Here is a 16,306-nt window from a genome sequence, read left to right on the forward strand (position 1 = left end):
ATGGCCATTCCCTTTCCGCCGGCGGATTTGGCGGGTCTGCTGGGTTGGGTGGGTGGTAGTGAGATCCCGGTGGGGAACGAGGATTTCGCGGAGTTCATGCGGGAGGGTTTCGACGATCTGAAACGCCATCTTCTCGAGGAGTTGGTGCGGATCGATGACGCGATCGCCGCGGTGCAGGCGGCGTATCCGGATGGTGATGGTGGTGCGGCGATCCTGGCCGAGCTGCAAAGCGTGCGTGAGGATGTAGAGCGGACGGCGGAGGAGTTCGGTCGTCTGGCCGACAGTATTCACGAGTTCGGTGGGGAGATCGTTGCTGCCAAGCTGAACGGGATTTTCGGGCTTACTTGGTTGGCGGGGGAGCTGATCTGGGCAGCGACGTTGGGGCCGGGGGCGCCGTGGGCGCAGGTGGCGGCTATTGCGGTGGCTCGATATTTCTTCCGGATGATCGGTTTGCGGCTCTCGGCGGCGATTCGGCGGCAGCTGTCGGGCCTGGTCATCAACCGGGGGTTGCGGACGGTGTCGTCGCATTTTCTGTACGAGGCGATCCAGGAAGGGTTGATCGAGGTTGCGCAGGGGACCGTCCAGGAGGTGGTGGTTCAGAACATATTGATGGATAAGGGCTACCAGGAGGGCTACGACTGGGATGAGCTCCGAACGAATGCGGTGGTGTCGTTCGGGGCCGGTGCGGCGGCGGGTCTGGGTGGCCATTTCTTGTATCGGGGGGCGGCGCGGTTGCCGTGGGGGCCGGATCGCTGGGGTGGGCTGGCTCGCGGTGCACTCGTCGGTTCAGGAGCGGGGCTGGTGGGGGCGACCGCGGCGTGGGCGATTCAGGGACGGCTGACCGGCAACTGGGAGATGGATCCCCGATCGTTGACCGGTGGTGTGATCGGCGGGGCCGGCCCCGGCATGATCTATGGCTGGCAGGGCGGTTCGGACTATTCGGGTAAGCCGATCACGGTAGACGATTATCGGCGGATCCGGGTCGGGGACCGGGGGGCGGGCGATGCCGCGGGGGTTGCGGGTGCGGAGGACAGGCCGGAAGGGCGGGCCGATTCGAGCAAAGCCGGTGATTCCCCGGGGGTGGGTGGCCGGGGTTCGTCCGCCGCGAGCGGGCCGGTGCCCTATGCCGGTTCGGAAGCCGGGGGGCGGGGATCGTCGGGTGCCGATGCGGCGGGAGGGTCGATCGGTGCGGGTGTCGCCAGGGGTGCTGCCGATGCCGATTCGAATATTGTCGCGAGCCGGGACGGCTCCGAGGCCGGCGGCCGCCGGTCCGAGCCGGTATCCGAGAGTGAGCCGCCGGTTGCGGGGGATTCCGATACCGGTGCGCAGCAGGTTTCCCGGGATACCGAGATCCGGGCGCGGGACGGTGCGCACCCGGCGGAATCCGGTTCGCTGACGGGCGATTCTGATTTGTCGACGGGCGATTCTGGATCGCGCCCAGCTGATTCTGGTTCATCGACGGGCGAATTCGGTCTCGGTGCGGAGACGAATGGCAGCGGATCCGGTGTGGTGGCCGGGGAGACGGCCGCCGGAGCCGGTGACCATGGTGAGCGGGTGCCGGACGGACGCGATTCGGAGACGGTGGGCTCCGGGCGGGAGACCGGTGCGGAATCCACGGCGGATCGTGACACCGCCGGCGACGAGGCCGGTGGTAACCAGGGCGGTGCCGGGTTGCCGCCGGGGACCACCGGTGAGGGTCCGGGTACCGGCGGTCGGCGACCGGTGGATGTGATTGCGGCACTGTCGAATACCCTCGCGGCCCGGCATCCAGGCGGGTTGATCCAGCGATCCGGGCGGGTGGATGCCGCCGGTATGGATATGCGGGCATTGGAGCAGGTGTTCGACGGGAATTTCGTTCGTGCCGGAACCGAGCGGGGGGCGACGCCGCGGCAGGAACGGTTCCGGTTGCGGTTGCTGGCCTGGGAGGAAGAGCGCCGGCTGGCGCATATCGGGTACAGCAGGGCCCGGGGTGCGAAAAATCGCGCGCGGCGGCGTGACGAACTTGTGCGGGCCGAGGTCGACGATATGAGCCGGGTGCGGGCCGGACTGGCAGCGGGGCGGAACCCCGGTGTGCGGATCGAGGCTCAGCTGGCGGACACCGCACGCTCGCGGGGTCTCGATACCAGCGGCATGCACACCATCGACCGCTGGACGGCATACGCCGACATGCTGGGCGAACAGATCGAGGAGAAGCAGTCGGCCCGGGAGCGGGCCCGTACAGCGGAACTGGCCGCGGGGGCGAAGGCGGCCGAGGACTACACGAAGCGGGCCGCAGGGGAGAAAGCTCGGCTCCTGCAACTGGCTGCCGAGCGCAAGCGTATTCGGACGAAGGAGTGGCGGCGGAGGTCGACCCCGGAGCATCTGCGGGAATCGCTGGAGGAACTCGGGCCCGGTGGCACGCTGGTGGTGGTCGAGGAGTACGCGGATGCGGATGCGTTTGGGGTGAATGCGCGGCCGTATGTGCTGTATCTCGACAGAGAAACTGACACGGTGGTGGTCGAGGACGGGGTGTCGGGCGGGCCGGTACCGTTCGATTTCTCGGAGCGGGCCGGTGTCGAGCGGACGTTCACCGCGGGAATTCGCGGCGATGGTTTCCCGACGGCCGCGGTCCCACCGGCGGGAGATGGTGTGCCGCCACGTCCGGGGGAGCCGGATGGTGGGGGTGACGGTACAGCGGGCTATGTGCCGGCGTCCGTCGATGACCCACCGTCGGGCGGGCGTCCGGGGCAGGACGCGGAGCGCGCCCGTCACGAGCCACTCGCCGAAGCCGCGGCGGACGAGTTGAACGACGCTGCCCTCCGTGAGTTCGTGGCGACGGCTCGGCGTGAGTTGCTCGTGGAGACGGCCCCGCGCGGGCTCGTGGACACAGCCTCACGTGACCTCATGGCGGTTGCGCTCGACGACCCCGATCAACAGGTCTATGACCTCCTCGAGTCGACCGAGACCGGCCGGCCCCTCGCGGCCGTCCTGCGGTCCCTGCCCATCCGGATCGAGTTCGGCGCAGCGGAAACGGCCGGCCCGACCACGATCGGTAGCTCTACAACCAGTCCAGGCGACTATGACTCACACGGTCTCGTCGCGTCCGTATCCACCACCGGCACCACCTTGCCGACCCGGGTACTGGATCTGGCGCGCATCGCCGTACGCGCGCAGTACGAACGCGACGGCCTGATTCCCGATCCACGCACCATCGAGCTCGACGACTATGTCGAAGCCATGAACGATATCGACACCGATATCGAGATGACGGCCGTCCGTCTCGCCGCCGAACTGCGCGTCGAGTACCCGGTCGACACCTTTGCCGCCGAAATCTCCTACGATTCGGCGGTACACGAGATCCTCGGCGCTTCGGGCGTCGGCGACGAGGGCGCCGCGCAGGCGCATGAGGAGGGCGTCGGTGCGGTCCGCGGACTGCTCTACGCCGCGCTCGCCGAGAGGCACCGGCAGACGCACCGGGACGCGAACCGGCCGGCCGCCGAGCGGCGCAGCCCGATCTCCGCCGAGGGGTGGGAGACGGTACCGGATCTGGCTGCCGACGACGCCCTGCGGCGTGCTCTGCAGGACCTGGACAGCGCCGATATCCGCCGGCACGCGGCACAGACCGAGGCCGTTCTGCTCGCCCAGCGACTCTCGATCGCGGAGCGGCTCGGTGACCTGACGAGCCGGCACCCGATCGATCAGGAGATCGAGCGCGTCGAAAAGATCGAGCGCGCGGGGATCGAATCCACTGATGCCGCAGCCGAACTCCGGCGTTATCGACATGAATTGCATCGGCTCATAGATCTGCATGACGACTATCTCCGGCGGGTATGGGAATGGCGGGCCGCGCAGCGGCACGTGGATGATTTGGTGACGCCCAGGGTTCTCGACCTCGAAGCCCCAGGTGCCATGATGCGCACCGGCAAGGTCGCGTTCGTCCCGGGAGATCCCGATCGGCTGGTGATCGTCGCCAGACGGGGAGAGCATGAGGATGCGATCGAGCCGGCGGCTGCCCAACTCGGCGACCTCGTACACGATGCCGACCTCGTCAGGGTGTATGTCGAGGTCGACGTGGAGGCCGATGGCCTGATCCGGGCCCGCCGCGTCGACGGGCCGGCAGAACGTGTCCGTACCACGCTGGATCGTCTGGATCCGCCGAGTCGGGACCGGTCGACGTCGATGCAGCGGGCCACAGCTCGGGAAATCGACCGGCTGCTCGAGATACTCCGGCAGACGCCTATCGGTGAGGTCGTCGTCGACACCTTGCGAACCGCCGACCTCCGGATCGAATACCGGTCCCACGCCGCCGCCCGGTACTACCCCGCGCAGGGGCTGCTGGTCCTCGACCCCGGCGACTCCGATATCGACCGGATCACCGCCATCGCCCAGACCGCGTGGCGCCTCGAACACGGCGGCCGAACCGCCGATGAAGCACGCCGATTCATCCTGACGGCAACCCTCGATGAATTCGAGACCGTCATGGTCGAAGAACAGGCGCAGCTGGAGGCCCTCGACACCGTCGTGCGCCGGCAGCTGCGGGCGCTGAGCGAAACCGGTCGCGCGGGCCTCGATATTCCCGTGACCCCATGGGAGCGGGTAGACACCGAGGCTCGGGCCGAGGTGCTGACCACCGGCGACGATTCGGAACTGGACGATATCGGCCTGGGCGCGTTGCGCGACGCACTTCCCGACGCCGAGCTGTCGCCGGGGCTGACATACCGCGAATTCTTCCGTGCGGCGTGGAAATACGCACACGGTCTGGCTCCGGAACCGGTGATCACCGCGGCGACCGTGCCACGCCGGCACCTGATGCGCGTGGCGGGTTTGATCGGAGTCCCCGAACTCGACCGCGCGATGCTGGCATCCTCCGCGGACGACATGCTGGGCGTGCCGGCCGAACTGCGCGACGACCAGTGGTCCACCGCCCGCACCGTCGCCGACGTGGTCCACCGGCTGCGCGAGAAGTTTCCGAAGATCAAGCTGTGGGGTTTCGGGCCGGAGCTCAGCGATCCGGAGCCGGACGGTACGCGCGACACCTCCGATCCCGCGACGCTCAGTGTCGCGGTGCTTCGCGATATCGCCCGGAATCTGGAGAGTGAACTGGCGGCGGCCCCGGCGGCGGATGTGCGTGGGTTCAGTATCGAGGATATGCCCGGGGACGGGGACCTGTCCGAGGCCGTCGGCGCGGTCGACACCGAAACCGGCCGGCGGTACACCGCCAAGATCATCCTGAATCGTGCAGTGGCGCAGAGCCCGGCGCGGTTGCGGCGGTTGGTGCGGGCCGGGGAGACCTCGCGCCGCGTCGTCCCGCAGGAGGTCGATCGGCCGGTGCGGTGGATGCCGGTCGTGAACTCCCCGGGCCACTTCGTCCCGCGCGCGAGCGAGCGGCCGGCGCGAACGGTGATCGCGCACGAGATCGGTCACGCGCTGAATCATGTGGGTTCCGGCCTCGCGGTGCGGCGGGCGGACCTGCACCTGCAGTCGATGGCGGAACTGGAGGGGGCCGACTATCGAGAGTGGCTGAAGCAACTGTCGGGGTACAGCTTCGATCCGAACGGCTCGTTGAACGCCCGCGAGGCCGTGATGGAGGCGTACACGTGGACCAGGGTCGACCCGGACAGTATTCCCCGGCCGGTCGCGATCCTGTCCGAGCTGCTCACCACACTCGCCGCCGATCCTTCCTCGACACTGGGAGATCCGCAGGCCGCCGACGAGCAGGGGAATGGGCCGGAGACGGGCTCCCTGGATGATCCCGGTGACACCCGTGAACTCATGGCTACCCCTCCCACCGACCCTTCGGATCCTGACCCGGGAGCATCTCCCACGACGACTGGGAGAGATATCGGGGCGTATTCCGCTTCGGGCGAGACCGGGGATCCATTCCGTGCGGCGCCCGCGGCGGACCTGGCGGAATCCCAGGTGGAGGCGTGGGAGCTGGTCCGGGTGGTGGTGGGGTCGGCTCCGGCGGTGTTCGAGCGAGCTCTCGAGGTGCTGCAACGGAAACATCGTGTGGTGCTGGAGGATCTGATCGGAGGGACTCCGGAGGCCCGTCGTGCCGCACCGGTCCTGGCGGTGTCTCTGCCGGATGCTCTTGCCGGGACACCCGACGGTACGACTCCGCAGCAGGTCCTCGGTGCGGTCGGCGCGCTGGCACACACCCTCGCGCGCGGCGTTCCCACACCGGAGGAGCAGTGGCTGATCATCCGCGAATCGTGGACGCGCGACGACGGCACATTCGACGCCGCTCTCGCCGCCGTCGTCGAGGAGTTGACAGCGTCGGGCACCGAGACCGACCCGGCGGCAGTGCGTGAGCTGATGGAGCGGATCGTGGTGCGCCCCGCTGAGGGCACGGTGGCCGAATGGGCTGTGTCGCCGAGCGAGCTCAGGAAGGAGCAGAAGCCCTTCTACGAAGAACGCAAGGCGATATCGCGGTGGCTCACGTCCCATACGGAGGTGGACACGGCGGCGGTACTCGGCCACGTCCGGAAGATCGCCGGCGCGGAAACCGTCGATCGGTGGCTGGAGTCGCAAGACCCGGGAACGCGCAGGTTGGTGACGGAGAATCTGTCGGCCCGCGACGCGGGGGAGCTGGCGGGCGGCGATGCCGACGAGGCGAAATTCCGGCGCTACCGCGCGGTCCGGGAACTCCTCGAGCTGACCGGGGCCGTCGACCGGCCGGCGGCCCCCGGGCACTCCGATGTGCTGGAGCTCGCCGCATCGCGCGAAGAGGGTTCCGGATCCGCGGAGACGCTGGTCGGGCAGCTGCGGGGTGAGCTCGCGGAATTGCCGGCACCGGATCCGGATACGAAGCTCGATCTGGACCGGGAGGCGGGGGAGCGGTTCACGGCGGCGGCAGAGCAGGTGCTGGCCGTGTTCGATGCTCGCCGTGCGGAATTGCTGGGTGAGTCGTGGCAGCGTCGCCGGGAGGTGATGGAGGGCCCGGACGAGACCGAGGCGCTGCTGCGGTATGTGGCGGCGGTCCGGGCGGAGACCGGTTTCTCGCCGCGGGCGAATCAGATCAAGGCGTTCCTGCTCGGGCGGCAGGGATATATGCGCCAGATGGGGACCGGTCAGGGCAAGACGCTGGTCGGGTGGCTGGATTCGCTGCACCAGCTTTCCCGTGGTGAACCGGTGGAGCTGTCCGACGGGGAGATGCGGCGAGTTCATCATGTGCTGACCACCACCGAGTTGCTGGCCGATGACGGAATCCGGGAGAGCGCCGAGATGTTCCGCAAGCTCGGATACGAGGTGTCGCGCTGGGATCCGGATCATCCGGCGGAGTTGGCGAAGTCGACGGTCGTCTACCTCACCTACGATGAGCGCGCCACCGCCGAGTTGAAGGACTCCGCGCCGCCGGGCCGCACCGCGACGATCGACGAGGCGGACGCGGTGCTGATCCACAACCAGACCGAGCACCATCTCTCCGACGGTGAGCGCGCACCGGTGGAAGACGCCGAGAAGGTGCACGTGTGGGCGGTGCGTGATCATCTCAAGCAGATGCTGGCCAAACGCGTGCTGACCCATGCGGATTACCGTGCCGATTCCGAACCCGCGGTGCGCCGGGCGAGCGAGTTGTGGGAGGAGAAGACCGGGCTGCCGTTCACGGAGCGGGAGTCCGAGATGGCGCGCGCGTTCTTCGATCTGAAGGCGGGGCAGAAGGGCGGGCGTTTGGTGCAGGACTGGCACTTCCAGGTCTTCGACGGGAAGGTCCAGATCCTGGACGAGAACGGAAAGCCGATGAGCGATCCGAAGGTCAATACCGACAGCCGCTGGTTCGGTGGCCGGCACCAGATGGTGGAGGCGATATACGACCTCGACGTGTATTCCGACGGGGAGGGCTCCAAGCGGGTCGGTGTCACGGATGTACTGAGCAAATATGACCGGCTGAGTTTGATGTCGGGCACGCTGGAGCGGACCGCGGCGGAGATCACCCAGAATTTCCCGGTCCACGGTGGTCTGGGGCGGGTCGAGGATCATCAGGAATCCCGGCTGGTGGCCGAGGAGGATCGGATCTTCCTCACGCAGCCGGAAATGCTGAAGGACGCGGTGGCGAAGGTCCGCACGCTGCAGGATCAGGGTCGGCCGGTCGCGATTATCGCGCGCCCGGATCTGGCGGTGAAGTTCTCCCGCGTGCTTACACACAATGGCATCGACCATGAAGCGATTCACGGTAGGTGGTTCGCCGAGCATCGGGACAACAACCTCGCTCAGGAGAATCTCGGGGGCGTGAAAACCCGTGCCGGTCAAGCGAGCCGGGTCACGGTGGGGGTCGACGGGATGCTCGGCCGGGGCTGGGATCCGACGGTCGGCGAACAAGTGAACGAGGCCGGTGGGCTGCATGTGCAGAAGCTGGGCCGCTCGGACAATCCCGATACCGATGCCCAGGCCGCCGCGCGCGCCGGGCGTAACGGCCAGAACGGTAGTTACGGATTCAGCGATTCGCTCGACGGTGGACTGGCCAATGGTGCGCGGAACAGGGACTACAGGATCGCGGTAACGCACTACCGGAACGGTCGCGCCGAGCATGCCACCGCGACGCGCGATTACGCCGAGGCGGTGCGCGCCGCGGAGACGAACACATCCGCCGCGGCGGCGGAGGCCCAGGCGCGCGTGCGTTCCGCGCAGGACAGAGTCGAAGCCTCCGAGAACACCATCGCGGCGGCGGACCGGAGAATACGCCGGCTCATCCCGCTGGTACAGGACGAGGCGGCCGAGCGGGCGCGCATCGCGCGTGAGTCGCGGCGGATGAACCAGCCCCACGCGCCGCCGGTACCGTCCGCACCGCAACACAACGCCGACCGCGAGGATGTGGGCGTCTCCGATTCCGATGCGGCGGACGCTGTTACCGGCGGGGTCGACGGAACGATCGTCCGACACGACCTCGCCCCGGAAGGCGAGGCGTTCTCCGGCCCCATCCCTGAGTCCGGGATCGACGACCCGGACCACACATCCGACCAGGAGTTGTCGGGCGCCCCGCTGAAACACGTTATCTCCATAGCGGATACCGATCCCGCGTACCTGCCTGCCCAGTCCGATGGCCGGCCGATCGCGCCGGGTGAACCGGTTCGCGGTGCGGTGGCCCGTATCCAGCAGTTGGACGCGGAGATCCAGGAGTTGGATGCGGAGATCCGGGAGCGTGCGGACGAGGTCCGGAGGCAGGGCACTTCGTCCGGTTCCGACCTGCCGAGCCGGTTGCTGCGGGTTCCCCAGTACCGGCTGCGTGAGCTCTGGCGCGAGCGAGATGCGCTCACCGACAGCCTGATCGCGCAAGTCGCGGAGACCGATCCGGGGGCGGTGCGGGCTGTCCAGGACAGGCTGGTGCGGACGCTGCACGAGACCCGGGTGCGGGCCGAGGCGGCGTATGGTCGGCTGTGGGCGATCGCGACCGAGTGCGAGGTGGATCGCGCGGTTACCGATGTGGGGGAACTCCTCGCCGCGATCCGTGGCCGGATGGCCGCTGCCGATCGGCGTGATATCGGTTCTTCTCGCCTGGTCAAGGGCGGTTTGACCGATGCCGAATTCCTGGTCGAGCGGCGTGCAGCTCGTTTCCGCTCCGAGGCGGACGCGTATGAAGCCGCCATCGAATATCACTCGTGTCAGGAACGTTTGGTGCGTGCCGGGGTGCGGCCGGCGTCCGTTGGCGAGGCCGGGAGTTCGGAATTCCATAGCAGCGAGTTGGCTGACGCGCGCCGGGCGGCCGAGGCCTCGGTGGCCGATCGGCGTCGGCGGATCGCGACCGATCTGCGTGAGCTCACCGTTTATGCCGGGTTGGACTTCGAAGGCGAGATCCGGAGACGGAACGCCGAGATCCGGATACGGAATGCCGAGAGCGGGATACAGAAAGCCGAGACCCGGAAACACGATGCCCAGAAATCGAATCGGAATGCCGAGATCAGGAGACAGAAACGCCTGATCCGGAGTCTGGAAGCCGAGATCCGGGACCAGAAGGACGAGATTCGGAAACTGACGGACGGGGATTTCGAGGCGATACCCGTCGCCGAGGCCGCGCTCGAGAACACCCGCCACCTCGACGGCCGCCTCACGACATGGATAGCGGACGAACGTCGCGATATCGCGCTCGCCGCCGAGGACGCCGTAGCAGCCGCAGGCGCCCCGCACCGGCGCCGGATCGCCCATGCCGACCGTGTCGAACGTGCGTTGCTGCGTTTGCGGCGCGCCGACCTCATCGCCCGGGCAACCCTGTGGAAGCTGACCGATCAGGACGCCGCGGCCCGCACCTGTATGGCCGACTACAAAACGGACTGGTCGACAGCCCATCTCAACGCCCGCGAAGCCGTGCACGCCGCGAACCTCCGCATGCGAGAAATCGCCGGAGTGGACCCGATCGGTGAATCAGCCGAACTGGCCGAAGAATTCCGGAACAGGCTGAAGGGCCGCGAGGACGCGGTGCGGGCCGATCTGGAGGAAGCGGCCGAGAACGCGGGCAGCCCGGGCCAGTGGCGCGGGCGGGGGCGCCTCGATGACCCTACCGGGGGCCGCCGAGCGCCTCGCGTGCTCCAGATGCGGCTGGACGAGATCGAACGGACCCGCCGGTTCTTTGCCCAGGCGGAATACGAAGTGCGTTGTGCTGAGGTCGATCTGGCGCTGCTGGAGGCAGAGCTGCCGGGTTCGGTGAACAAGGTCTGGCATCCGCAGTTCGGGGGAATAGAGGCCGGCGGCACACCTCTGGAGCACGCCCTGGGGCGGGCAGACAGTGCGCGCAGGGAGGTGTACCGGACGGTCATCGACCGGCGGTCGCAGGCGCCTCGACGATTGGTGGAAATCGCCACCGCCATCGGATACCCCGATGAACTCCCCACCGATTTCGTCAGCGCGGACACGATGCGGGTCATCCCTGCCGTGCATCTCATCGTGTGGTTCCGAAAGCATGTCAAAGACCGCACAACCACGAACGAATACACGGCTAGCGGGGAGCATGCGCGCCATTGGGCGCTGAGCTTGGAGGCGTACCGGATCGAACGGGCGATCCTGTGGACCGCCTATGATTTCATGCGAGCGATGGCCGATAGCGACATCCTCGCGAATGTGGAGATCGGACCGATCGGCAAACAGGCCGAGGCCGAGGCCGATCAACTGCGGGCCGAACTCGAGCAGCTGATGGAATCGCAGTGGTTCCCTGACAACCTGGAATTTCTTGCCCGGGTTTCCAAGATCGACGATATCTCGGAGTTCGGCGACCCGGTCGCCCTGGCCGAGAAGATCGGCGAGTACGCCGATGCGCACGGGACGAAGGAACGGCACCGTCATGTCGATCAGGTCGCGATCAACGCGATACACGTACTGATAGATCAGGCCCAGCTGAACGGCGATATCGAGAAGCTCGAAGAACTCGAGGCTCTGGTCGAACGGGCGTATCTGGCGGCCGAGCAGGAGGCCCGGCAACGCCTGGCGGCAGCAGAGACAGCAGGATCCGAAGCCGAACGGCAGGCAGCCCTCGACGATCTCCGGCGGGTCGGGGCCGCGGATCAGGTCGATGCGAGCCGGTGGCCGTTCGAGCACTTCGGCCCCCGCTTCACCGGCAAGGACGGCGCATCCGCCGCTTCCCCGGACGGTCAGGGTTCGCAGCAGACCACCCCGAACGTGGTGGACGGTCTCGGCCACCAGCCCCGCGAGATCGTCTGGCTCGACCTGACCCCGGAGGGTGGGCAGCTTCTCGGCCCCATCCCTGAGTCCGGGATCGACGCCCCGAACCGCACATCGGGCCGGGCGTCGCCGGTTCCGGCCCGGGAGCCGGCGCCGATCGCTCCCGCAGATACGGTCGACCCCGAGTCCTCGCGGGACGCCGAGGGGCGCCGCGCGGAGCCCTCCGACGCCCCCACCGGCCCGGCTGGATCTGCCGCTGGTGACCCGAGTGGGATGCCGGTAGGTGACGGATCTGTCGCTCCTGGCGATGTGCAGATCGATTCGGATGAGGCGGATGCTGGTACCGGCGGGCTCGACGGGACGGCGGAGGTGCCCGCCGAAGGGGTGGACACCGTCGAGGGCGGTCCGGACGCTCTGCGGGGACATTGTGCGGTGCTGCAATGGGAGCGGGTCAACAGGGGCCGGGTCGATGACAAGCTGGTCCCGGAGTTCGACGAGTCGGATGAGTTGCCGGGCCAGAGCGAGATTGCTGTGCAGCGGTCGTATCAGGCTGTACTGCGCGAGTACGGGACGGGCGAGAACACCGTGTCGGCCCTCGGAGAGATCCGGACGTTGCTGGGGGACGGACAGCATCGGGCGGAATCCGCTGTGGTGGTGGTACGACGCGAGACCGAAGACGCGGAGGGCTACGGCGGACACGTCTTCGGTCTGGTCCTCGACGAGTACGGTCGTGTGGTTGTCGATGATCCGGCCGACCCGGCAATTCACGGCCGCCGTGTCGACGAAATGCTCTCCGCGGGGCTGATCGCCGACCGATTCCCGGATGTGAACGGCGTTTTCGCGATTCTGCACGACCGCGTGGGCCAGGCGGTCGATCCGGCAGGTAACCCGGCGGAGTTGGCGGAGCCGGAGCTTTCCGAGCAGATCGCGCGGCTGGGCGCCCACGGTGCGGAAATTCGGCTCGGTGCGATGGAAATCCCGATCGGTAGTCGGGGGATGGTGCGGGACCGTGTGCAGCGTGATCGGACACCGCTGGGCGAGATCGCCGTGTGGGCGAGACAGCTGGGGATCGACCTGCCCGTGCCACAACATGATCCGGGCGCAGACGGTCTCGAGAATGCCGTCGCGGCCGCCTTCGGCGCCGAGTTCGTCCGATGCGGTGAGGCGAGAGGCGGATTCCGTGATGCGTACCGTCAGCTCGGTGAGAAGCTCCGGCACCACAATGCCGCGGCGGTGGTGTTCGACCGGTCGCGCACCAGCTCGGACGATCAGGGGAATCTCCGCATCCATCTGGTGCAGAACGTACGCGGCGTATTCCAGGTCGAGGAGATTACGGCGGGCCGGAACGGCTCGGGGATGCCGCTGCACGATGTCATCCCCGTCGACACCTGGAAGTACATCGATGTCCGCGCCTTGATCGTGCCGGAAGTGGCCGGTGGCACCGAAATGTTTACATCTCCGGTCGGTGCGGGAACGTCCGACGACCAAGAGCAGGCGGTGAACTTCTCAGAGGAGGACGCCTTCCTGGAAGCGTTGGATGTCGACGAATCCGGCCGGGATGTCCTCGAACTGCTCGGTCTCCTCGACATCACGATCGTGCACGATCTGCTGGATACGCCCGGCTATCGCGTCGAGGAGATCGACGATCCGCGGGAGCCGTCGGGTTATGGGCAGCAGAAGCAGATCGTGCTGGATGCCAGTCTGGAGCTGCCGGAGCAGATTTCCGCGCTGACCGGCTATTTGACAGATGCCCTCGCGGGTTCCGGCCTGGATGAACCCGCGGTCGAGGCCTGGACCATGCGGCTGACGGGCGGCCCGCTCCTGGACGCGTTGCGCCACGCCGAATACGGCCGGACGATGCTCGAGCTTCTCGACAGGTTCGATATCTCGATCGTGTACCGAGATGCGTTGTACACGGGAATCGACTTCGATTACATCCGGGATCCGGAGAGCCGAGCCCTCGGCCGGCGACGGTGGACGATCGCGCTGGACGCCGGCCAGGCGGTTCCGGATCAGATCGTCGAGCTCGCCGAGCGATTGGTCGAAGCTGTCGAAGGCTTCGATTTGGCCGCCGCGGAAGTGAATACGCTGACCGCCCCGCTACGAGACTTCCTCGAGACCGTCTCACAAGACGTGGTGTCCCGTCTCACTGCGCCGTTGCCGGCCGGGGTGGCGTCCTCCCTGGCCACAGTCGAGGCGGAGGCGGAGCGGGCGTATCAGGCGGCCGTCGACACGGGCGTCCCGGGGGAAGTAGATCTGGTCGAACCAAACATGTGGCGAGCGGATCTCGGTCCGCGCTACCACCTGTGGGTTTCCGGCACTCCGGCCCGGATCACTGCCCTGCGTGAGCAGCTGACCGGATTCGACAGAGGGAGAGGGGAATTCGACCAGCGCGAGACAGCTGCCGGTGTCGCGACATTGGCCATACCTTTCGAGAATCCGATGGCACTGGGGAGGACTCTGCGGGCGGTCACCGAGTTCCAGGCGGCCCAGCCGGATGGGTTCTCGCCTGAGGTTCCGGTTGGTGTTCAGCCGGTGCCGGGTTGCCCCGGGGTGGGGTTCTCGGCGATACCGGGGGTAGATATCAGGCGGCGGCTGCGGGAGCTCGAACTACTCCAATTACCCTACGGCGCAGAGGTGGTCGACCTCCTACGATCGCTGGCCGATATTCCGGGTGGTCCCGAGCGGGCGGCGGGCGAGCGCGATGTGGTCCTGCGGGCAAGGGATCTCGACCTGCCCGCGACGGGTGGACCGGAGGTCGTGCAGGCACTTCGGAATCTGCGCACAGTAGATGAGTACAACAAGGCCGAGGTCGACCTCGGCCTTGGAGAAGTGTATCGCTGGAGCCGTCCCAGACGGGTGAACGGACCGCAGTCGATCGCGGCGACAACAAGCTACACATTGCACCGATATCTGGCCGAAACAGATCCCGAAGACCGGAATTTCGGCGATTTCCTGGCCATGTTGCGAGATAGCCTGTGGTTCGCCGGTATCGACCCGGCGCGGCCTCATCTCGAACTGGGTGATGCGGCGTTCGGTGCCGCAGAGGGTGACGCGGTTCCGCCGCACCACCACACCAGTCTCTCGGTCGACGAACAGGCCGAGCAGGTAGTGGCACGAGTCCGGGAGCTCTACTCCGATATCGATATGGAACTTCCGGCCGGGGAATCCGGGCCGGAGCGCGTTGATCGTAGGCTGGCGCGGGCGTTCCGTGGTTCGCTGCACCGGTTCGGCACATCGGACCAGGGATATGGCGATGCCTACACCGAACTCGGCCGGGAACTGCTCGATCTAGGACCCGGCTCGACGGCCGTGGTGTCAGACCCCGCCGACCAGGTCTACGTAGTTCGAAATATTCACGGCCAGTTGTGGACCGAAGAGCCGGAAGGCAGAGTGCGGGGCACCGCGTACACCTTCGATGCGGCAGCTCGATCGGCGGGCGAGGTGCGGGCCATCCTGCTGGACGACGCAGGCTGCCCGGTGGATCCCGGCCGTGCCCGGCAGCTCGCCGAAGCACTCGCAAATCCGGCCGGGCACCGCGAGGCGATCGAGCGGGAAGCGAACCGGCTACGAGCCGAATTCCTCCGGCTGCAAGCACATTGGGCGCCTGGGATTTCGCGCAGTTTCACCCAGCACAGGTTCCGGGAGCTCCTCGACGGAGATCCACATGAACTCGTAGTCGCGCTCGAGCGGGTCATCCGTCGTGATCTCGGGTACCAGTTCGCAGGAGATCAGCGCCCGCTGCATCTGCTCCGGATTGCCCGGCGGCTCGAGACGGTGCGGCCGGCCTCGGACGAGCGGTCCGATGCTGAGGTGAGGCAGTCGGCGGCCCTCGAGATCCCGGAGATCGACTCATCGAGTATCGCTCGTTCCGCGGAATCCGTCGGAGCAAATCTGGGTACGACGGCTCAGGAGCTCGTGGCGGGCGGATTCGAGGCTGTCGAGGCACTCCTGCGGTCGAGGTGGCCGGGGCTGAGATTTACCACCGACCGGGGGCCCGCCTACTGGCATCGGCTGAGCAGACTCTTCAACGACGACGGCACCTCGGTCATCGTCCCGCTGGACCATCAGCTCACCGACGGCCCTGTCGTCTTGGACGCCGAGGAATTCGGTCCGCTCATCCGGGCTGTTTTCGACAACGGTGCCAATGCTGTGTTGCTGCACAGCGGTCACGCCGCACGGTTCGATCGGAGACCCTCGGACGGAGTGGGCCTGCATGTGACGGTTGGGCCTGTCGTCGGCGAGGATCCAGACGGCGACGGGCTGCCCCGCGCCGACCGGAACGAGAAGCTACAACCCGACGATATCGACAGCATCGTCCAGGAGGCGCGTCGGCTGCATGTGGATGCGGTGAGTGTCCATGTGAATGTCGGGTCACTCGGCAACGGGGAGCAGATCAAGGCAGTCGGGAGGCTCCGGAGGGCATTGCGCGAGGCCGATATTCCGCTGCTCATCATGAGTTACCCCCGCGGGCCGGGCATATCGCCGGACAACGTCGACGACGTCCACAAGGCGGTGCTTCAGGCTGTGAACCTGGGCGCGGATATCGTGAAAACGAGTATCCCGAAGTGGCCTGACGGCGCAGAAGACGGCGACGGAACGCCTATTGGCGGGACTCCGAATCTCGCCGCGATGGGGGAGATCGTCGCCGCTTCGTTTGTCCCGGTTGTGTTCGCGGGCGGACGGGACTGGCCTATATCGGTGGAGCAGTTGGTCAAGTCCG

The 16,306-nt window shown here is 67.2% G+C and carries 1 protein-coding gene (only partly in view); it reads left to right on the top strand.

The window, feature by feature from the left end; genetic code table 11:
• Nucleotides 1–16,306: the beginning of a helix-turn-helix domain-containing protein gene (locus AB0F41_RS09335; protein WP_357422288.1), read on the top strand. Its footprint extends 51,851 nt past the window's final position; the window shows 16,306 of its 68,157 coding nt (coding positions 1–16,306); the start codon lies at nucleotides 1–3; its stop codon lies off the right edge, out of view.

Source organism: Nocardia sp. NPDC024068, assembly GCF_040638875.1.
Classification (GTDB): Bacteria; Actinomycetota; Actinomycetes; order Mycobacteriales; family Mycobacteriaceae; genus Nocardia.